At 54.1% G+C, this 21,210-nt stretch carries 18 protein-coding genes; 7 read left to right on the top strand and 11 right to left on the bottom strand.

What is annotated here, in order from left to right; all coding sequences use genetic code 11:
• Together RJP21_RS01290 and RJP21_RS01285 are read left to right on the top strand one after the other, a co-directional pair.
• Positions 1–771, top strand: a complete 771-nt coding sequence (locus tag RJP21_RS01290; protein WP_310857759.1) for an ABC transporter ATP-binding protein — start codon at positions 1–3, stop codon at positions 769–771.
• Complete coding sequence (locus tag RJP21_RS01285; RefSeq protein ID WP_310857758.1) at positions 746–2,680, top strand: ABC transporter permease; 1,935 nt, start codon at positions 746–748, stop codon at positions 2,678–2,680. Before RJP21_RS01290 ends, RJP21_RS01285 begins: the two co-directional genes overlap by 26 nt.
• Positions 2,681–2,761: 81 nt before the next feature.
• Here the strand turns inward: RJP21_RS01285 and RJP21_RS01280 are convergent, their stop codons facing one another.
• Positions 2,762–3,820: a CotH kinase family protein gene (locus tag RJP21_RS01280; RefSeq protein WP_310857757.1), complete on the bottom strand. Its 1,059-nt coding sequence runs from the start codon at positions 3,818–3,820 to the stop codon at positions 2,762–2,764.
• A 296-nt stretch (positions 3,821–4,116) separates the two neighbouring features.
• On the opposite strand from RJP21_RS01280, the gene RJP21_RS01275 reads away from it, so the two are divergent.
• Both RJP21_RS01275 and RJP21_RS01270 read left to right on the top strand, forming a co-directional pair.
• Positions 4,117–4,914 carry a hypothetical protein gene (locus tag RJP21_RS01275; protein WP_310857756.1) on the top strand — a complete coding sequence of 266 codons (798 nt, stop codon included), beginning with the start codon at positions 4,117–4,119 and terminating at the stop codon, positions 4,912–4,914.
• A 279-nt stretch (positions 4,915–5,193) separates the two neighbouring features.
• Positions 5,194–5,856: a DUF2642 domain-containing protein gene (locus RJP21_RS01270; protein WP_160039360.1), complete on the top strand. Its 663-nt coding sequence runs from the start codon at positions 5,194–5,196 to the stop codon at positions 5,854–5,856.
• Positions 5,857–5,955: 99 nt separating this feature from the next.
• On the opposite strand, the gene RJP21_RS01265 is transcribed toward RJP21_RS01270, so the two are convergent.
• Genes RJP21_RS01265 through RJP21_RS01255 form a run of 3 tightly spaced genes read right to left on the bottom strand, consistent with a single transcriptional unit; the run spans position 5,956 to position 8,247 of the window.
• Complete coding sequence (locus RJP21_RS01265) at positions 5,956–7,230, bottom strand: sensor histidine kinase (protein ID WP_397386157.1); 1,275 nt, start codon at positions 7,228–7,230, stop codon at positions 5,956–5,958.
• A complete protein-coding gene (locus RJP21_RS01260) occupies positions 7,227–7,901 on the bottom strand; it encodes a response regulator transcription factor (RefSeq protein WP_310857755.1) in 675 nt (224 codons plus the stop codon). The genes RJP21_RS01265 and RJP21_RS01260 overlap by 4 nt, the downstream gene beginning before the upstream one ends.
• Before the next feature lie 52 nt (positions 7,902–7,953).
• Entirely contained in the window at positions 7,954–8,247 is a 294-nt protein-coding gene (locus tag RJP21_RS01255) for a hypothetical protein (RefSeq protein ID WP_310857754.1), read from the bottom strand.
• Positions 8,248–8,520: 273 nt separating this feature from the next.
• On the opposite strand from RJP21_RS01255, the gene RJP21_RS01250 reads away from it, so the two are divergent.
• Entirely contained in the window at positions 8,521–10,266 is a 1,746-nt protein-coding gene (locus tag RJP21_RS01250) for an ABC transporter ATP-binding protein (protein ID WP_310857753.1), read from the top strand.
• A complete protein-coding gene (locus tag RJP21_RS01245; protein ID WP_310857752.1) occupies positions 10,263–12,053 on the top strand; it encodes an ABC transporter ATP-binding protein in 1,791 nt (596 codons plus the stop codon). Before RJP21_RS01250 ends, RJP21_RS01245 begins: the two co-directional genes overlap by 4 nt.
• 403 nt (positions 12,054–12,456) lie before the next feature.
• On the opposite strand, the gene RJP21_RS01240 is transcribed toward RJP21_RS01245, so the two are convergent.
• On the bottom strand, positions 12,457–12,906 hold the full coding sequence (locus RJP21_RS01240) for a DUF6220 domain-containing protein (protein ID WP_310857751.1): 450 nt from the start codon (positions 12,904–12,906) through the stop codon (positions 12,457–12,459).
• Between the two features lie 237 nt (positions 12,907–13,143).
• Between RJP21_RS01240 and RJP21_RS01235 the strand changes: the two genes are divergently transcribed.
• Positions 13,144–13,830, top strand: coding sequence for a response regulator transcription factor (locus RJP21_RS01235; protein ID WP_310857750.1), 687 nt, complete (start codon positions 13,144–13,146; stop codon positions 13,828–13,830).
• A gap of 139 nt (positions 13,831–13,969) precedes the next feature.
• Here the strand turns inward: RJP21_RS01235 and RJP21_RS01230 are convergent, their stop codons facing one another.
• The 6 genes from RJP21_RS01230 to RJP21_RS01205 form a co-directional block, all read right to left on the bottom strand.
• Positions 13,970–14,890 (bottom strand): hypothetical protein, encoded by a 921-nt coding sequence (locus RJP21_RS01230; RefSeq protein WP_310857749.1) that lies wholly within the window; start codon positions 14,888–14,890, stop codon positions 13,970–13,972.
• 318 nt (positions 14,891–15,208) lie between these two features.
• The gene (locus tag RJP21_RS01225) at positions 15,209–16,240 is read right to left on the bottom strand and encodes an extracellular solute-binding protein (protein ID WP_310857748.1); all 1,032 of its coding nucleotides are present in this window, start codon (positions 16,238–16,240) and stop codon (positions 15,209–15,211) included.
• A 208-nt stretch (positions 16,241–16,448) separates the two neighbouring features.
• Entirely contained in the window at positions 16,449–17,534 is a 1,086-nt protein-coding gene (locus RJP21_RS01220) for an ABC transporter ATP-binding protein (RefSeq protein WP_310857747.1), read from the bottom strand.
• A gap of 47 nt (positions 17,535–17,581) precedes the next feature.
• Entirely contained in the window at positions 17,582–19,237 is a 1,656-nt protein-coding gene (locus tag RJP21_RS01215) for an ABC transporter permease (protein ID WP_310857746.1), read from the bottom strand.
• 88 nt (positions 19,238–19,325) lie between these two features.
• On the bottom strand, positions 19,326–20,363 hold the full coding sequence (locus tag RJP21_RS01210; RefSeq protein WP_160039380.1) for an ABC transporter substrate-binding protein: 1,038 nt from the start codon (positions 20,361–20,363) through the stop codon (positions 19,326–19,328).
• A gap of 19 nt (positions 20,364–20,382) precedes the next feature.
• A complete protein-coding gene (locus tag RJP21_RS01205; protein WP_310857745.1) occupies positions 20,383–21,174 on the bottom strand; it encodes a DUF3919 family protein in 792 nt (263 codons plus the stop codon).
• Between the last annotated feature and the right edge of the window lie 36 nt (positions 21,175–21,210).

Here is a 21,210-nt window from a genome sequence, read left to right as displayed (position 1 = left end):
ATGGAAATTTTATCCGTCCGAAACCTCGGCAAAATATACAAAGGCATGGTCTCGTACGAGGCGCTCTCCAACATCGACCTGTCGATCAACCGGGGAGAATTCGTGGGGATTATGGGGCCTTCCGGCAGCGGCAAAACCACCCTGCTCAACATGATCGCAACGATCGACAAACCGACCTCGGGCGAAATCCGGATCGGCGGCGAAGACCCTTACGCCCTGTCGCAAGATCAGCTGGCCATGTTTCGAAGACGGGAGCTCGGCTTTGTGTTCCAGTCTTTTAATCTGCTGAATACGCTCACGGTCAAAGAAAATATTTTGCTGCCGCTTACGCTGGACGGTACCGGCCTGGCGGAAATGAACGAAAAGGTGGCTGCCCTGGCGGAAAAGCTGGGCATCGATTCCATTCTGGACAAACGGACGTATGAAATCTCCGGAGGGCAAGCGCAGCGCACGGCCATTGCGCGGGCTTTGATCCACGAACCCAAGCTGCTGCTAGCCGATGAACCGACAGGCAACCTGGATTCCAAATCGGCGCGCGAAGTGATGGAGATTTTGGAGAAGCGAAACCGCGAGGACCAGGTAACGATGCTGCTCGTCACGCATGACCCGGTGGCTGCAAGCTACTGCAGCCGGGTCGTTTTCATCAAGGACGGACAGCTCTATAACGAGATCTACTGCGGCGAAAGCCGGACGGCCTTCTACCAAAAGATCATCAACGTGTTGTCGCTGCTGGGAGGGAACGGACATGAATTTCCGCCAGTTCGCATTTAACAACGTCTTCCGGAACAAGCGGACCTATGTCGCCCATTTCCTCAGCAGCTCGTTTTCGGTCATGATATTTTTTACGTACGCCATGTTGGCGTTTCATCCCGACCTCAAGGGGCAAATCATGTCCGACAGCGCTACGCTCAGCTTGCTCGCAACGATAGGAATGCACATTTCGCAAGTTATCGTCTTCGTGTTTTCCTTCCTGTTCCTGCTTTATTCCGTCAGCTCTTTCGTCAAGGTCCGCAAAAAGGAATTCGGCATCCTGCTGCTGCTCGGCATGTCCCGCAAGCAGCTGAACCGCATGCTTTTTACCGAAAACGTCCTGATCGGCGTCGCAGCCATCGTCACGGGCATCGTCGTCGGCGTCGTTTTCTCCAAGCTGATCCTGCTGATCTGCGCTTCCATGCTGGCGGTTGAGCGCGGGCTCCCGTTTTATTTGCCGGGAAAAGCGGTTGCGCTGACCGCAGGCGGCTATTTGGCGCTGTTTATCGCCGTGGCGGCGTTCACCTCGCTCATGACCAAAAAAGGCACGCTGGGGGAGCTCATCAAGTCCGAGGACAAACCGAAACCCGAACCCAAAGCATCCGTGCCGCTGTCCATACTGGCCGTGCTTCTGATCGGGCTGGGCTATGCCTGCGTATTTTTGTTCGCGCTGCGCCGGATCTATTCGTTTAGCCTGTTGTTTGGCGGCGTGGTTTTGGTCGTGATCGGCACCTATTTTCTCTTCACCCAGCTCAGCGTGTACGTCATTAGGGCCTTAAAAAACAGACCCCGTTTCGTGTTCAAGCGAACGAATCTGCTGACGGTTTCCGAGCTGGTTTACCGGATGAAGGATAATGCGGTCATGTTTTTTATGGTGGCGGTCATTTCGGCAACGGCCTTTACCGGCATCGGGACGGCTCTTGCCATCGGCGATCCGGGTCTGGCGGCGATGAAAAACCCGTACGCTTTTACGCATATCTCCTTTCCGGAACCTGGTGATGACCTTTCATATGAGCAGAAGCATATCCATTTGATCGAGCAAACGCTGAAAAAAGGAGGTTTTGCCTACCGCAAGGCCTCGTACATTCCAGCATTCTCGGATGACGGGAAAACATTGATCCGGCTAAGCGACTATAACGGTCTTGCCGCAGTTCTCGGCTATCCCCGGGAAACGCTCCGCAGCGGAGAAACGCTGGCGTCTCCGTCGTCGGTTACGCAAAATGACAAGTACAGGCTCGAAGGCCTTCAAACGGATCGGCTTACGATCACAAAAGGCGAACATACCATGACACTGCCCATCGTCAAGGCGCTGCCCCATATTGTCATTCCGGATTACGGCAGTGTTTGGATTATTGCAGATTCGGATTACGAGCGGCTGGCGAAGGGCGATGAATATAAGACCCGAGTTGTCGTGTTCGTCGTCCCGGAGTGGCATCATACGCGTGCGGTTGCCGAAGAAATAAGGAAAGCCCTAGATGCGGATTTAGCAAACGAGCAACAACACGCCTATAACTTTTCTGCGCTTGTACTGGATTGGATGCATTCGAAGCAGTTAAACGGCTTGCTGCTCATCGTCAGCGGGCTGGTTGGAATCGTCTTTTTCACGTTTGCCGCAAGCTTCGTCTATTTCAGGCTTTATGCCGATTTATCGAGAGACGAGGAGCAGTACCGGATGATTTCAAAAGTGGGGCTGAGCCGGAAGGAGCTGGCAAAAACCGTCACGCGCCAGCTTGTCCTCATGTTTTTCCTGCCGCTTCTGGTCGCTTTCGTTCACAGCGGCGTCGCATTCGTCGCGCTTCAAGGGCTCGTCGAGTTTTCCGTCGTCTCCCATACGCTGGCCGTCTACGCGTCGTTTTTCGCGATTCAGGTCATCTACTTCTTTATTACTCGCTGGCGTTATTTAAGCCATTTAAACCAAAAAATCATGTAAACCTTGCTAGCAAAAAAGACATCTGCCCGTCTTCCCAACGTCGGCTGCAGATGCCTTTTTTTCATTCTACAAATAAATTTTTCATAGATTTTGAAGCTCGCGCCGGATGTCCCTGCGCCGGTTTTCAATGTACGCATGGATAACGTCGGGTTCGTACAGGAACATGCCGAGAGGCCATTTGTATTTCGGATCCCGGTAGACGTCTTCTTCGATCTGATGGAACATTTTCCGGACCACCGGCATCAATCGCTGAGCGGTAAACGAGCCCGCCAGAATGTCCTCGAGAATCCTTTTGTATTGCTGTCGATTCGCGCTGTAGGCCAGCACCTTCCCCGTCAGCTTGTTATGGCCTTTAATGCTCACCAAGTTCGAGGCCACTTCCTTCCCGTAACAGTTGCGTCCCCAGGTGCCCTCGTAGTCCCATGGCAGAAAACCGTACGCTTTGCGTTTTTGGTATTCGAAAATCGTATAGTTGTGCCGAAACCCGTCGTAATTGCCTGTAAGTACCGCGCCGCTCAGCCATCTCAAATAATTGTCCATATGCAGACTGCCGTTCAAATATTTTTCCAGCGCTTTGCCCCGTTTGGCATGGATGCTTCGAATAAAGCGCGTCAGCCGCAATCGGTCCCCTCCCGTTCCTTTGATTAACCGGTATCCGGAGAACAGGGAAGTTTTCGGCGTATTCGTGCTCACGTTGTTCAAATCGAAGGTGGCATTGTCGTTAACGGCGTAAATGATGCTCCGGACCGGGATTTTGCGCACTCGAAAGAAGGTCCGGTTTACCGCTTCGATCCTCAAATACACGCCTTGGTTCGCTCCGTTCAACTGCAGGACGCAATGCAGCGTGGTCGGACTGGGAACGCCGATCATATTAAAAAAATGAAAGGAAAGCGCATTACGGATCAAGGAGGGATCGTCATATTCCGCATTAAAATGGTATGTTGCGCGCGACGTGCGGATTTCATAGGATTTTTTGGGATATTCGCGCGTGTGGCCCCCGCGGTACCGAATTTGAATGGGTTGCGACGATCCGTTTCCACTCGACAACGTCGCCGGAAAAAAACGGTCGGACCATATGTTATTCTCCATCTGCTTCAGATCCTTATCCTTGATTACGATCCGGTATACGGGCAGACCCATACTGCAACCGCCTTTCCAACACGAAGGATAGCCTATTTTACGGGCTTTTCACCATTCTATGCCGGATCGGCGAATGCCGTCAGGGCGAATGTCTCGGTCGTTTAGGATTATTGCGCTTTCGAGCCGCCCGGTTTCTAGCAAACGGGAAGAGGGATATTCACTCAATTTTGCGAATCTAGTTTATTCGGCTAGTCCCTTCCAACACGAGGACACATATAAATAGAGCATAGATAGACTTGAAGGACGAATCGACGCTCTTCTCGTCTACCTAAACATCTAAGGAAGGGGAATGTGAAATGTCTTTATCCGGTCTCGAATTCATGGGCTTGGTCGGCCAGACCGTAAAAGTCAATCGCGGCGGGCCCGATTCGGTGGAAGGTGTGCTGCTCAGCGCGCAAAACAGCTACCTTGCCGTATGGTCCAAAGACAAAAAGATTGTGTATATCAGCACGCAGCACATCAAAAGCATCACGGCATCGCAGGGCTCCCAAGGCTCCCGGTCCGGAGGCACCCAATCCGGCTCGAAAGGCTCGCGCTCGGGAGGTGCATCGTATATGGGACGCCCGATCCATGCCCACAGCTTCGCCGGTCTTCTTCAATCCCTGCAATACCGTCATGTGCAAATCAACCGCGGCGGTCCGGAAAAGCTTGAAGGTGTCATTATCAACGCCAATCAAAACTATCTGATGCTGGCCGTTAAGGGAGAAGAGGTCGTGCGCATTCCAATCTTCCACATCAAATCGGTAACGGTGGTCGGCAGCTCCAGCAATAATAACGGCTCCAAAGGCAACAGCTCCAATGGAAATAAAGGAAACAACCAATCGGGAGGCAACAAATCGGGAGGCAACAAATCGGGAGGCAACCAATCAGGAGGCAAACAGTCGGGAGGCAACCGTTCCGGAGAAAATCGCACTGGCGGCAATCGCAGCGGCGGCAGCTATGACTGGGGAAGCCAATCCTGGGGCAACCGCAGCAAAAATCGGAGCAAACGCAACAGCAGCGGCCGGCGCACCAGCGGTCGGCGCACCGCCGGAAACCGCAGCGGCGGACGTAACGGCGGACGTAGCGGCGGTCGCACCAGCGGACGCCGGTAATCGGATCAACCACACTTGTCCCCGCGTAACCTAATCCGCATCGCCGGACCGCAACAAAATATAGACGCTCCCTGCGGAATCCTTGAATCGGATGCAAGGCAAAAGAAACGCCGATTCGTGAGCCGCAGGGACCGTCCCTTATTTTATTGCCCTGCCGCCATGCGTGCCGCTTAAAGGAGTATATGCAGGCTGTATCGATTCTGATCCTGGCGATAAGCCGGGATACAGCTTGTCCGTTTGCTTCATTGCCCCTTGATTGCGCTTGAAAGGAGGTAGACTATGGAGTCTATCCGTTCTCTCCTCGGCAAAAATGTCGAACTCAAACTATCCGGATGCAAAGTTCCCATTACGGGCGAACTCATCGATCTTGGCAGCGATATCATCGTCGTTTTTTCGGACACCCGATATGTATACGCACCGGTCCACCATTTGCAGCATATGAAGCTGTCCGACGACGGCGAGGATTTCACGCCCGCAGACCGGGAACCGCTCGTTGACCATCAGCATATTTCCTATCGGAAAATGCTGATGAATTCCAGAGGCATCTTTACGGAAATCGGCTTGGGAGGCTCCCATCCCGTATACGGTTATGTGACCAGCATCATGAACGATTACTTTATCTTTTATTCGCCCCTTTACCATTCGATCTATATTTCGCTTCAGCATGTAAAATATATCTGCCCGCTGCCGCCAAGCATGACCCCATTCTATCTCAATCAGCATCCTTTCCAGCTCCAACAGCCGGCCATGCCTCTCTCCCGTACATTAGACCAGCAGTTGGAGAAATTTCAAAACGAGCTCGTCATCTTTGATTTGGGAGAATCTCCGTTAAAGGCGGGCCTGCTGAAAAAGGTGGACAACCGGATCGTCGAACTGATCGAAGCCGGCGGGAAAACCGTCTTCCTTCATTGCGACCATATCAAATCCATCCATCTGCCTTAAAACGACAAAAACGGCTGCTGTAGATCACCTACATCGGCCGTTTTTTTGGAAACCGTGCTGCACGGAGAGCGTCAAGGGAAAGTCAAAAGTAGTTTCTAGCTAAGACGGGGACTTCCCGGGCTCGGGCGCAGGCTTTTGCCCCGCAGTACGGGCCGCTGCCAAAGGAAGGCTCACGGTCATGCACGTCCCTTCGCCCAGCGCGCTTCTTACCGACACGCTGCCGCCGTGCATCTGCACGATTTTTTGGATGATGGACAAGCCGAGCCCGCTGCCGCCGCCGGAGCGGGTTCTGGATTTGTCCGCTTTGAAGAACCTTTCGAAAACATGCGCCTGGTCCTCCTCGGAAATGCCGATGCCGGTGTCCTCGATGGACACGGTCGCCCCGCGTTCATCCGCTTCAAGCGATACCTGAATCGAACCGCCTTCCGCCGTAAATTTGACCGCGTTGTGGAGCAGGTTTACCCATACCTGACTCAGCAGATCCTCATCCGCTTCGATGGTAACCGGCTTCAGATCCACCGACATCTCCAGGTTTTTCCCCTGCCACTGCGGTTCGCAGGCGAGAATGAGCGTCTGAAGCTGTTTGTCCAGCCTTAGGGGAGCCGCATGGAACGGATGTTTATCCGAATCAAGCGACGCAAGTTTAAGCATGTTTTCGGACAAACGCGACAATCGCTCGCTCTCCTGTTCGATGATGTTTAAATAATGGTCCCGCTGGTTCGAGCTTAAATTCTCTTCGCGGAGGACTCTCGCAAAGCCGCCGATCGACGTGAGCGGGGACTGAATTTCATGGGACACGTTCGAAATGAATTCCTGACGCATATGCTCCATTTTGTCCAGATCGGAGGCCATGTTGTTAATGCTCTGGACGACTTCTCTCCAGGGGTCGTCATCCCTGCCATGCACAGGCAGGCTGACTTTAAAATCCCCTTTCGATATCCGTTTCAGCGCATCGATGATCATCCGCCAATACTCCTTCTGCCTCCCCTTTCCGAACCTGGAAACAATCGAAATGATCATGCCGAAAATAACAAATCCGAGCACCGAGTTCACGAGCTGCCCGACGAGCGGCTTCATGTTCCATCTTAAGGAATGGGAAATATAGTATGCTGCAATCCAGCATATGACAAGTGAACACAAAATGAGCAGCATAAAAAATACGATTCTGACGCGAAGCCAAAAGCTGAAAGCAGGGTCATCCTTTTTACCGTCCATCTGCCACCACCGCTCCTGGCGCGCCTTCCGTTTCTTTTCCGCCTTTTCGAGCCGTGCCGCCGCGATTTCCTGCCGCTTCATCCGCCGCCAGGCCTTGTTCTGCTCGCGATCCCGCTCCAGCAGCTCACGCCGCCCCTGCCTCCGATCCCGGCTGCTCATGAAGGCACCTCCAGCCGATACCCGAGCCCCCGGATCGTGCGGATGTAAAATTGGTCCTGCTGTTCCGCAAACCGTTCCCGCAGCCGTTTGATATGCACGTCGACGGTACGTTCGTCGCCTTCGTAATCATACCCCCAAATATGCTCGATAATTTGGTCGCGGGAAAACGTTTTGCCCGGGTAGCTGCCGAGCAGGAACAACAGCTCAAATTCCTTCAATGGCAAGGTGAGGGCAACCGGTCCAAGATAACATTCATACGTTTTCCGGTTCAGCCGTAAATCGCCGAACTGAATTTCCTGGGAAGCCGAGATCCGGTACCGCTTCAGCAGCGCTTTGACCCGGACGATGAGCTCCAGCGGATCAAACGGTTTGACGAGATAGTCGTCCGTCCCAAGCTCAAAACCTTTCACCTTCTGCGATGTTTCTCCTTTGGCGGTAAGCATGAGGAGCGGAATGTCGTAATCCTTGTCCAGCTCCCGGCACAGCTCCCAGCCGTCCATGCCGGGCATCATGATGTCGAGGATGACCAGATCGGCCCTAAACGACTCCATCGCTCTGAGCGCCTCAAGCCCGTTCGCAGCTTCCGTCACCGTAAAGCCTTCTTTTTTGAGCAGATGACTCACCAGCTCCCGGATATGGGGATCGTCATCGACAACGAGAATATGGGCCATTGCAGCCTCCACTCCTTTCTATATATCAGAACGTTCATTTGCTGCATTTCATCTACCTGCATTTTAACGATTCCGCTCGGATTTCGTAAACATCAAAGTCCCCACAATGCAAATACGAGGAATACGAAATCGGAATCATGGCGCCGGACAGGAACATTTGCGGCATCACGAGCAGCATGGAGCCAATATCCGCCGCCGTCTTACTGTCATGGACAAACCCGATGAAGAAAATACCCAGCAACCCGCCGACAAGGCAGAACAGCGGTGTAATCAGGAACAGCCCATGCGATGTGCATACCGTGGTCTCGAAGCTGACGCCGTCTACGGCCGGGCGCCGCGCCATCATCGCAGGCAACGGCCTTGCGAACGATATTAAGAATAACCCCGTTTCATGAACTCAATATGAACTGAGGTTGAATTCAATACGAACCGGAATTTTGGCGTCCTCTCATTAAGGAAACGGGGGTGCGGGAAAGATTTCATTTTAATCAAACTTTATCTTGAATCGCTTCCAAATTATTGTATGATGGATATTATTTGCGTCTGGTCGTTAGCCGCTTCAGGCATCGATAAGCTCAAATACATACGGTTTCTTCTTTTGGAATTGGGGGTTTTTCATATGTTGCAACCTAAACAGCAATCCATGGCATGGCTGCTCCGGTATCTGCGCCCGGTTTCAGGGCGGCTTGGGATCCTGCTCCTGCTCTTGCTCGCTTCGACCGGCGTGCAGCTGGTCAATCCGCAGATCGTGCAGCGCTTCATCGATACGGCGGCGGGGAGCGGCGTCGTTTCAAGCCTGCTGACGCTGGCCGGCACGTACCTCATCCTGGCCGCCCTGAATCAGCTCTTGACGGTGGCTGTGAGCTATTTGGGCAATGACGTATCCTGGCGTTCGACCAACCTGCTGCGCGGCGATTTGCTGAAGCATTGCCTTCGGCTCGACATGCGTTTTCACAACGTGAAAACGCCGGGAGAGATGATCGAGCGCATCGACGGAGACGTCACTCACATGTCGAACTTTTTTTCCATGTTTATCATCAAGGTCATCGGCAGCTTCGTGCTGCTTGCCGGCATTCTCGGCTTTATGTTTACGATCAATTGGCCGATCGCGGCGGTCATGACGCTCTTCACGTTCGCTTCCATCGGCGCCATGGTGTTCATCCGCGACATGGGCGTCAAATCGTCCAAGGACGAACGCGGAGCGAGCGCGGCGCTGTTCGGTTTTATCGAGGAAAGAATCGCGGGAATCGAAGACGTGCAGGCGAACGGCAACGTGCCTTATGTCATGAACCGGTTTTACCGCGCGATGCGAAACGTCTTTCTGAAAGGGCGAAAAGCGTGGATGCTGCGCGTCGTTCCCTGGAACACGACGGTGGTTCTGTTTGCCGTCGCCGTGACCGCCGTCCTGCTGCTTGGCGTCCATTATTATTTGAACGAAAAAATATCGCTCGGCACGCTTTTTCTTATTTACCAGTACACCCAGATGCTGAATGATCCGATCGAGCAGCTTGGCGATCAGGTGCAGGAATTTCAGAAGGCCAAATCCGGCATCATGCGCTCCCAGGAGCTGCTGGGAAGCCGCAGCGAAATCGCGGAAGGAACCCGAACGGCGCTGCCTGAAGGCCCGCTTGGATTGGAATTCGAGCATGTCCATTTCAGCTACACCCCGGATAAGCCGGTCCTGCACGACATTACGTTTACGGTTCGTCCCGGCGAACGCCTCGGCATCATCGGCCGCACAGGCAGCGGCAAGTCAAGCCTCAGCCGCGTGCTTCTGCGTCTGTACAACATCGGCAGCGGCGCCATCCGGGTCGGGGGCGTGGATATCCGTGAACTGAGCCTTTCGGCGCTGTACCGCCGCGTGGGAATGGTAACGCAGGACGTCCAGCTGTTTGACGGCTCGCTCCGCGACAACCTGACGCTGTTTGACGGCAGCATTTCGGACAGCTACATCCTGGAGACGACGGAACGCCTCGGGCTCAAGCAGTGGATCGATTCGCAGCCGGAAGGGCTCGACACGCATCTGAAAGCCGGCGGTTCATCCTTGTCGGCCGGAGAAGCGCAGCTGTTCGCGCTGACGCGGGTATTCCTGACCCAGCCGAGCCTCGTCATTCTGGATGAGCCGTCCTCGCGCCTCGACGCGGCGACCGAGGCGATGCTGCAAACCGCGGTGGACCAGCTCATGACGCACTGCACGGGCATCGTCATCGCGCATCGGCTCTCCACGCTGGAGCAGGTAGATCATATTATGGTGCTGGGGGATGGGCGCATTCTTGAATTCGGCGAAAGGGAGAAGCTCGCCAAAGACCCCGCCTCCCATTACGCTCAGCTCCTGATTACGGGCCGAGAGGAGGATTTGGCATGACCGTAACCCGTTTTATCCAACGTTTGTTTACCTATAACATCTCGCTTTTTATCGTCAACGGGCTGCTCTGGGGATTGTTCCACTCCATCCCGATATTGATCGGCCTCGGCATGCAGTGGTTTTTCGACCGGGCGACCAGCCAGTCGCATAATTATTTATGGCTCGCCGTCCCGCTCATTTTTATCGCGCTCGTCAGGTTTTCGCGGGTAGGCGTCTTTTTCTGGGCGTTCTGGAAATGGGTGACCTACATTTACGACATCCAGGCGATTTTGCGCACCAACATGCTCAAAGGCATTATGCGCTGGCCCGGCCGCAACCTTCCGGCATCCCCGGGGGAAGCGGTCAGCCGGTTCCGGGAGGACGTCGATGAGGTCGTCGAATACGTCGAATCGTGGGTCGACTTCTGGGGAAGGCTGGCTTTCGCGGTCATATCCCTCGTCATTATGGCCCGGATCAACTGGCAGATTACGCTCGTCGCCCTGATGCCTCTGCTCGCGGTTACGCTGCTGAACAATCTTTCGGGCAACCGGGCGAGACGTTACGGCCAATTGAACCGGGAAGCGACCGGACGCATTACGAGCTTCATCGCCGAATCCTTCGGGGCGGTGCAAGCGCTGAAGCTGGGGCAGGCGGAAGAACATGTGCACCGGCGCTTCGTCCAGCTGAACGAATCCCGCCGGCAAGCGGCGCTGAAAGATAATTTGTTCAAGGAATGGATGCGTTCGCTGAATCAGCATGTGCTCAGCATCAGCACGGGCATCATTCTGCTGATGTGCGCATCGGCTATGAAAGCGGGAAGATTTACCGTGGGCGATTTTGCGCTGTTTACGTCGTACCTGTCGAACATCGCCTTCAGCATCTCGTTGTTCGGGTATATGGTGTTTCAGCATAAACGGCTAAAAGTGTCTTTGGACCGCATGAGCGTCCTTTTCCGCCCCGGGGAACAAGAGCGCCTTATGGAGTTCAGCAAAACCTATCTGTACGAAGACCCGCCTGAGCTGCCCGCCATCCGCAAAGATCCGAACGAACGGCTGCAGCATCTGGAAGTCAAAGGCTTATCGTACACGTATCCGGGTTCGGAAAACGGCATCCGCGACATCAGCTTCTCAGTGGAACGCGGAAAATTCGTGGTCATTACCGGCCGCATCGGTTCGGGCAAATCCACGCTGGTGCGCGCTTTGCTCGGCCTGCTTCCCAAGTCCGAAGGATCCGTGCTTTGGAACGGCAAGGAAGTCGACCCGCCGAAGTTTCTCATTCCGCCAAGGGCGGCTTATACGCCGCAAGTACCGCGACTGTTCAGCGATTCGCTTCGCGAAAACATCGTCCAGGGCAGTCCCGGGGGCGAGGATCGCCTCGCGCAATCGGTTCGGCTGGCAGTCATGGAAAAGGATATCGGCGACCTGGAAAGAGGCCTCGATACCTTCGTCGGCCCGCGCGGCGTCATGCTTTCCGGCGGCCAAATCCAGCGCGCCGCCACCGCGCGGATGATGATGACGGATTCCGACCTGCTGATCTTCGACGACTTGTCGAGCGCGCTTGACGTCGAGACGGAAAAACAGCTGTGGGAACGGCTTTTCAAGGAAGAGGACGCGACCTGCATCGCCGTTTCCCACCGCAAAGCGGCGCTTGCGGAAGCCGACCATATCATCGTCATGAAGGACGGCCGCATCGAGGCGGAGGGCACCTTGTCCGAGCTGCTGGCCACCTGCTCCGAAATGCAGCTGCTGTGGCAGGGCGAAGCTTCCGAAGCTGCTGAAGCGGATGGGAGCCTAGTGGAGGCGACATAGAAAGATAGCGGATCGCTGTGCTGTGCAGAAGGTCCAATGTGCTTCAAAAATAAAGTGCCGGGAAAGCCGATAAAACTTTCCCGGCACTTTTTATTTATTTTCAAACCCCGGGTTTACTTTTTCCGTGCCAGATCGGGATGTTTTGTTTTAACGCGCGTCGTTTACATTCGTTGAACAAAAATGAAGAGGACAACAATGCACGTTAACCCATAAAGGGTAATGACTTTTGTTCGAAACCTTTGCGACCCTTTTATACACGCTTTTGCAACGAAGTGAAGCGATACGCCGGAAATAACCAGGAATAAAAAGAACAACATGTAATCGAATAGTGTAGGAAACATCTTTTCCTCCATTCCGATTGAAGACTGCCCGATTCGATGCCGAAGGCTTGATCACGGCCTCCCTATTTTGCTTTCGTGAGGGCTTGAGCCTTCCTTGCGATGTTCATGGTTTGGCCAAACAACATGATGGCAAGGACGGGATGCAGGGCGGATAAATATCCAACCCCGGACGGTAATTTAGCACAAACCGCTATCAAAACGACAAGAGCAATCAAACCAGCACTATGCAGACAAAGAGAACGCGGCAGCTTGGCGATAAAAGAAAAAGCGAAGATCAGGACCGGCAAAATGATCAGCACCCTGGAAAAGCCGATATGACTGGCCCATTGAGCCGAATTCCAAAACAACGCAAGACCGGCAAGAAATATTTGAATCATAATCCCAATCGCAAATAACCATACCATTGCCTTATAGGCCAGACGCATTCCGATTGCGAGCGGGGAGAGATTGGATATTTCCGCCTTGGGATCCCCGCCTTTAGGTTTGTCGCTGTTTAAGGATAAGTTACTCATCTTTGAATCCTCGCTTTCGATAAAATAAGATGGTGTTTCTTGTTTTTTTAAATGTTCTTCTATTCTCCGGGGCTGCTCTCTTTCCACAGCCAGTGTACAAAACAATTATTGAGAACTTGTGCAGATCTTCCTCTTTTTGCATGGACTTCTTCAAGATCCCGTTCAATCGCGGTATAATTTCGGCAAGCGTTATATTTTCGTTGATGGAAGCCAACTAAAACGGAAAGATGTGATGGGATGGAACCGAAGTTGCTGCTTGTGGAAGACGAGACGGGCTTGCTGGAGGAGATGCAAACCTATCTGCAGAATGAGGGGTTTCGGGTATTGACCGCCCGCACCGGCAAGGAAGCGCTCGCGATGGCCCGAGCCGAACGGCCTGCCCTTGTCGTGCTGGATTGGATGCTCCCCGAAAAAAGCGGCATTGACGTATGCCGCGAATTAAGGCTAACGTCGGATTGCGGCATCATTATGGTCACGGCCCGATCGGATGAATCGGATAAAATCGTCGGCCTGGAAATCGGCGCGGACGATTATTTGACGAAGCCGTTCAGCTTGCGGGAGCTTGCTTCGCGCATCCGCGCGTTGCTTCGCCGCATGCGCGGACCCGAAGAAAGGCCAACGTTTATGGAAAGGGACAACCTGATCATATCCGAGGCCAAATGTCAGGTATTCAAAGACGGTCAAGAAATCCAATTGACACCGACCGAATTCAAAATTTTGTACACGCTTGCCGCGCGTCCCGGTATCGTTTTTAGCCGCCTGCAATTGTTAAGGGCCGCACTGGAGGACGAATATGCGGGATATGAGCGGACGATGGATTCACATATCCGAAACCTCCGCCGAAAGCTGGAAGACGACGCGGCCAACCCCCGGTATATTCAAACCGTGTACGGTTTTGGATACCGCTTCGGCGAACGATCATGAAGCTGACAAATCATCTGTCGATAGGCATAATGAGGAATTGCAAAAGAGCCTTCGCCGCAAATCGGCAAAGGCTCTTAGAAGTATTATCGATCTAAAATATGGGTCGACGACCGGCTAACCAGGCAAATAACCTCGCTCCTTAAATCACCGAGCTCAGCTTTGCATAGGACAGCGTCTTTTTAATATAACTCGAATCGCTGTAATACTTCGCGCCCGACTCGAAGTTGATGTACAAATTGCCCTTGATGATGGCCAGATCCTCGGACATGTTCGGGATTTTCATCGTTTTCTTCAGCTTGGGCGAGGACGCCTTCGTGTAAATGCGAAGGTATCCCGGGTTGTTCCGGCCGTACGATGTCGAGAAAATCAAATGGCTGCCCGTCACGGCAACGCCCTGCACCTTGGCCGGCGTTTTGTAGGTTACAATCGGGCTCGACGACGGATTTTCCGAGCCGTTCAGATCGTACCGGTACAGGGAGGAGCTGTTTTTCTCGTCGAATTTGCCGACGTACAAGTCTCCGTCCGCTACGGTCGCGTAGGAGGATGCCTTCAGCTTGAAGCCTTTGTTCAGCTTCAGATGGCTGTTGTTTTTGGCGGCTGCGAGATCGCTCAATTTGTAGCGCAGCATGTTGTATTTCGAATCTTTGGCATCCGTGGAGGAAGCGACCCAAAGATACGTTTTGGATACGCCCATCCCGCCCACATGGCCGCTGTGGTATATGTTACCGGATTTTTTCTCGTCGGTCAGGTATACGTTTTTGACGAATTTCCCGGTGCTTGCGTCGACGACGGCGATCAGGCTGTCCTTCACGGCGCTGCTGTTTTTCTTATGGTAATAATACGAAATGAGGATCCAGTTTTTGGCCGGATAATAGGTCATGCCCTGCGGCACGTAATACGTATCGAGATTCGGGATCTTCGGTCCCTTCTTGAACACCTTGTGATAGTCCGGAAACGGATCCGAAGCGGCGGATGCTTGGCCGGGCTGCGCACCGAGCAGCGACGCGCCGGCAATGATGACCGCAGTCATGACGGCAACAAGTTTTCGAAGCAGCGACATAAGCTGCACCTCCTGCTTTTCATAATGGCTAAATGATATTTATTCCGTCCGCCCCAACATGATGCTGCTGCGGATGGCGGCAGGGCAGAACACCCCTTCTTATCATAAGCCGTTATTTCGGCCTGCAGAAGTGAAGCGGTCCCTATTTTTCGGGCAAGCGAAAGTCCCATTTCATCCGTTCCCCCTTAGGAAAAGGGTTATATCCTGCCCCCTCCAGCGGAAACGCCCGGGACTTTAGCCGCGGACCGGGCCGTGTCATACCGAACAAGCGCAGCCGTTCCTTCCAAACGCCTCTCTCCCAGCGCAGGTTCAAACGCATTACCGGGCGTTTTTCCCCGTCTCCTTCCATCGTGCCAGCAGCTCGGACCGGGCCATGGCTGCGACGTCAAACCGGTAGCTGGTCAGCAGTTCTTCGGCTTTGACGCCGGCCAGCAGCGTGTTGGGCTTGATGCCAGGGATCACCGGGAGGGAGTACGCCGCGTTCATGTATGCCGTTTGCGCGCTTTTGGAAAGCACGAAATCGGCGAGTTTTTTCGCCGCGGCTTTGTTGTCCCCGCTTTTGAGGATCGATACCGCCCCGATCTCCCACCCCGCCTGCGGCGGAATCGCGGAATGGATTGCATACCCGGAGCTGACGAAACGCAGCTGGTCGCCCAAAAAGCTGACGCCGGCCGCGACGTCTCCGACAGCCAAACGCTGCGCCGAAGAAATGCCCGAAAAGGTGGTCGAGGAGCTCTGCGACTTCAGCGCATGCATCAGCGCAACCGCCTCATCCGTCCCCCGCTGCTGCGCGAGCGAAGCGAGAAGCGTGTAGCCGGTACCGGACGTCTCCGGATCCGGGATTTCGATTTTCCCCTTCAGCTCCGGACGAAGCAAATCTTCGTAACGCTCGGGAAAGGGCAGCGGCGCTAGCTCGGGGTCTTCCTTCCATACCCGTTCATTGACGCCGATGGCGAGCGCCCCCATGTACATGCCGGTCCAATAACCTTCCTTGTCTTTGTAGGCGTCCGGGATCTTGTCGCTCATGCGCGGAGCATACCGCAGCAGCTTGCCGCTGCTTTTCAGCTGCTCGTGCAAATCGGCCGGTCCGCCAAGCACCACGTCGATCCCGGTTTTGTTCATCGTCAGCAGATGATAGCTGGCTTCGCCGCTGGACATCCGGATCACTTCGTAGGCTTGGCCCGTTTCCTTTTTGAATTTTTCGAGCAGCATGCGCCCTTCGTCCTCCTGGAAAATGACGTACACCTTCAGGGGCGGTTTGGCGGTTTTCCCAGGGTACCCCTTATACATCCATCCCGCGGCTAATACGATGATGGCGGCCAGAACCAAAAACATGCTCCCTTTTTTCATCCCCTCAACTCCCCCTCATGCCCTTACGCCTAAAACAACTTGAAACGAGAAATAGCCCCACAAAGTGGTGCTTTGGCTTCGAAGCCGATTCAGGTACTTTGCGGGGACCCCGGAAATTAAAAATTCGATATTAAAAAGGAAAACGACATTGTTTTCCTTTTTTATCCATGTCAAGATCGAAACGGATCGAATCTGCATGGGGTACAGGTTAAGCTTGATCCCCATCGTCAGGAATGATATGAATTTTGTCGGCCGCCGCCCCAAAAGCAACTTCGCCGTCGTAGGTCGTTTGCCCAACGTCGTAGGCGTCGATGATCCACTCTTTGCCTTCGTCATCCAAAATGAAATACCGCTCCTTCTCGCCCAGGAACATGGAGGATTTCACCTTGCCTTTCATCTGAAACGGATACCCTTCGGGCGGATTCAGCCGCAAAGACTCCGGCCGGATGCTGAGAACCGCCTTTTGGTTCGCAGTCCACGATTCGTCCGTCTTCAAAAGCGCCCGGCGCCCTTTGCCGTAAACGACGGCGGCTTGATCCCCTTCCTGACGTTCGATCGTCGCTTCGATGAAATTGGTGGTGCCGATAAAATCCGCGACGTACCGGGTACGCGGTTTGTAGTATATTTCATGCGGCGTGCCGTATTGATCGATTTTTCCTTTGTTAAACACGACGATATAATCGGACATCGACAACGCCTCAAGCTGGTCATGCGTCACGTAAATGACGGTCAAGCCAAGCTCCAGCTGAATATTGCGCAGCTCGACGCGAACCTCCTCGCGCAGCTTGGCATCGAGGTTGCTCAGCGGCTCGTCGAGCAGGATGATCGGCGAATTCATGACGAGCGCCCGCGCCATCGCCACGCGCTGCTGCTGGCCGCCCGACATTTCATGCGGATAACGCTGCTCCAGACCCGTCAGCTTCACCTGGGCCAAAGCCGCCTGCACCCGCTGCTGCACCTCCGCCTCCGGGCGTTTTTGCATGTCCAGCCCATACGCGACGTTGTCGAAAACGGTCATATGCGGGAACAGGGCGTATTCCTGGAACACCATCGGCGTTCCCCTTTTGTATGGGGGCAAGTCGTTCACCATTTTGCCGTCGATCCATACTTCTCCCTGGTCAACGGTGTAAAATCCGGCGATCGAACGCAAAAGCGTCGTTTTGCCGCAGCCGCTCGGGCCGAGAAAGGTAATGAATTTGCCGCGTTCGATTTGCAGATTGATATGCTTAAGGACGTGATTTTGTCCGAATACCTTGTTGACGTCTTTCAAATCAAGCAGTACCTGTGATTCCACTTTTGTCCACTCCCTGTTTTTCCAGTTTTGCCGCGGGCTCATGCAGCTTAGAAATCGAATATTTTTACCTTCGAGCGGAAAATCAGCTTGATGATGCCTAGCGTGCCAAGTGTCGCGCCCATAAGTCCGACCGCAACGGCCGCCGCCCAGTAGTAGGTCCCCGTCTCCGCATAGTTGAAGATCGACACGGCCGCAACCACCCATTTGGGGGTAATCAGAAAAATGATCGTGCTGAGCGTATTCATGTTTTTCATGAATGCGTACACGAAGTTGGCCACGATCGTTTTTTGCAGCATCGGGAAAATGATCGTTGTCAGCGTCTTGCGGCTGTTCGCCCCGAGATTGGTCGCCGCCTCCTCGATCGATTTGTCCACCTGCTTGAAGGAAGCGGTCAACCCGCGGTAGCCGACGGGCATTTGCTTCAGCAGCATCGCCATGACGATCAGGACGGCGGAACCCTGCAGCACGATCGGGCCTTTGCTGAAGGTAACGATGAGGGCCAGGCCGACGAACGTCCCCGGAAGCGCAATCGGCAGCACCGCGCTGAAATCGAGCAGCTTTTTGCCCGGAAACGGCTTGCGGACGACGATATAAGCGAGGACAAGCGCAAATGCCACCGCCAAAATCGCGCTCACGAGCGAAAGCACCAAGCTGTTCATGACCGCCGGACTGGAGGAGCTGAACACGACCTTCATCAAATGGTCCAGCGTAAACGTATTGTCGCGCCCGAAGTTTTTCGTGAAAGCAAACAACACCGTAATGGCGAACATCGAAATGATGAAAACCGAAATCAGAGCGTTAAAAATAAACAGCAGCACGTCGGTGCTCCGGGAGGTCGTGATCCGCTTCAGCCCGGAAACCGGCTTGCCGGTCACGGTCGAATAGGAACCCTTGGACAGCACTTTGTTTTGGACCCAAAAAACGAGCAGCGCCGGAACGACGAGAATGATCCCCATTACCGAAGCCAGGCCCGGCTCATTGTTGATGATCTCCCCGTAAATCTCGACCGCGAGCAGCGAATAGTTGCCGCCGATCAGCTTCGGGTTCCCGAAGTCGGCGAAGCAGTTGATCGCCACCAGCAAAAAAGCGTTGATGACGCCCGGCAGCGCCAGCTTGAACGTAATGGTCCGGAACAGCCGGAAACCTCTCGCGCCCAGGTTTTGGGCGGCAATTTCGAGATTCGGCGAAATGGAGCGGAGCACGCCCGTAATCGTCATGTATGCCAGCGGGAAATAGGAAATCGTCTGCACGATCCACAGCCCCGGCAGGCCGTATAAATCAAGCTCCACATGGAATACGGAGTTCATCCATTGCGATATCATGCCCCCGCGGCCGAACAACAGCAGAAACGCCAGACCGCTCATGACCGACGGCGCCAGCAGCGGAATAAACGCGATGATGCGGAAAAACTTTTTGCCCGCGATGTTGCTGTAATGAATGGCATACGCGTAAATAAAGCCGATCACCGTCGCCGTCACCGCGGACAGCGTAGAACTGACGACGGTATTCAGCAGCGCCCGGCCGTAGCGGGGTTTGCTGAAAAACGTGCCCCAGTTGTCGAAACCCGAGGTGAACACGACGACGATCAGCGGATAAATAACGAACAGAATCAATACGATAAAACTGGTCAACACCAAAACCAGGGAGGACGGATCCTTCAGGAGCCGGCTGAGCGACTCCCGGGTGCCTTTTTTCTCTTTCATGGGGTAGGGCTCCCACCTTTCTTCTGTCTATCCATGAAGGGGCAGCAATCACCCATGAAGGTGGTGCATGCCCCCGGCGGCTGTTCGATTATCTCAAGCTTTTTAAGGCGTTTTGCAGATCTTTGCGCTGCTCGGCCGCTTTCCAAAGATCGTATGCCGTATTGTACTTGGTCGTTTTGATGTCGATGCCGCCCTGCGGAATAGGCACGGAAGGTTTCACGGAGACGGCGTACGCGGACTGGGTGTACAGCTCGCCCGGCTCGTTCGTGAGCATGAAGTCCATCAGCTTTTTCGCGGCTTTCGTATTCGGTCCGCCCTTCACGATCGACAGGCCGCCCACCTCATATCCGGCTGCTTCCGGAACGATGCTGTGGATCGGGTTGCCCTGGTTTTTGATTTTGAGCTGGTCGCCCAGGAAAGTAACGCCGATCGTGTACTCTCCTTTGGCTGCTTTTTGGATCGGCTCGATGCCGGATTTCGGTCTTTCCTTCAGGTTCGGCAGAAGATCTCGCATGTAGTTCAGCATTTCGTCTTCTCCCCACACCTGCGCAAGCGATGCGACCGCCGTATACGCCGTGCCGGAGGTGGCCGGGTCGGACATGCCGATTTCGCCTTTGAATTTCGGATCGAGCAGGTCCTTGAACGTTTCCGGATACGGGTCGCTACCGTATTTCTCTTTCCAGCGTTCCTCGTTGATGCCGATCGCGACGGGATTCAGATAGAACCCGGTCCAGTAGCCGTCCTTGTCTTTCATGTTGTCCGGCACGTCGGAAGCGTTCGGCGAAACGTAAGCCTCCAGCGCTCCGGCCTTTCGCAGCACCTCATGCGAGTCGGCAGGTCCGCCCATCAGAAAATCCGCCTGCGGGTTCAGCATTTCGTTCTGCACGCGGGAAACCGCTTCGCCGCTCGGTAGTCGCAAAATGTCGTAATCGATGCCCGTTTCTTCCTTGAACTTATCCAAAATCTTTCGCGCTTCTTCCTCCTGGAAGATGGAGTAGACGGTAATTTTCTCTTTGCTTTTGCCGCCGAACACCCCTGCTTTGTATAAGAAAAATCCCCCGACCAAAATGACGATCGCCGCCATCACGATAATAAGCGAGCTATTGCTCTTCCTTCTGGACGCCATACTTCAAACCATCCCTTCACTATGTTCCTGAGGCAACGTTAAGTTTGAAATAGGCTCTTTGGTTCGTCTCATCCAGCAAATCGTACACCACCATGTAAGCGCTGTTAAAGCGGTCGATGTGAAGCCAATGCTTTTTCCCCTGCCCGGAAGCCTGCAGCGAGATGACGAAATGCCTGTCCGGCTGCCTCGTCAGTTCCTCGAAACGGCTGAAGTCGATGACGCGGGCGGCGGTGCGGATCTGCACCGTCAGTGCCGTGCGGTCCGCTTCGGACAGCCGCAGCATGACGCCGTTTTTCAGGGCGTAGACTTCATTGGCCGGATTTTCGACCGCCATGCCGATCGTGGACGGCGTAAATACCTTGTCGATCAGCATGCTTTGCAGCTTGCGAATGTTTGCGCTTACATTCAGCGAATTGACGGATACGTCCCCGAACCGGAACGCGCTCGTCTGCACCTGAAACGGAACATCCTCCTGATCCAGGTAAACGATGCTGCCGCTAAGCAGCAGGCGCGCATCCTTGACGGTGCGTTCCTCGCGGCCGGCGGTCAACAAAGCCGAAAACGCGGACTTCAGAGACAGCAGTTCCTTCGGATCGTCCAAAACGACCTTGCCGAGGCCCGGATAGTTCAAGTCGATCCGCATCGGGATGCCCGCAAAACGCTCCGATTGATCCTGCTGGGGCGAAAGCGTGCGGACCTCGTCCAGCGGAATCCGGAAGGTATAGGAGCAAATGCCGATCAGGATGCAGCCGATGACGGCTTGCACCAGAATGAGGCGGAACCATGAAAGCCCTTTCTTTTCCTCTGGCATTCACTTTAACCTCCTTTTTTCTCAGAAAAATTGAAA

The organism is Paenibacillus sp. VCA1 (assembly GCF_031583795.1).
GTDB lineage: Bacteria > Bacillota > Bacilli > Paenibacillales > Paenibacillaceae > Paenibacillus_AQ > Paenibacillus_AQ albilobatus.
This window is presented reverse-complemented; position numbering and strand designations above follow the sequence as displayed.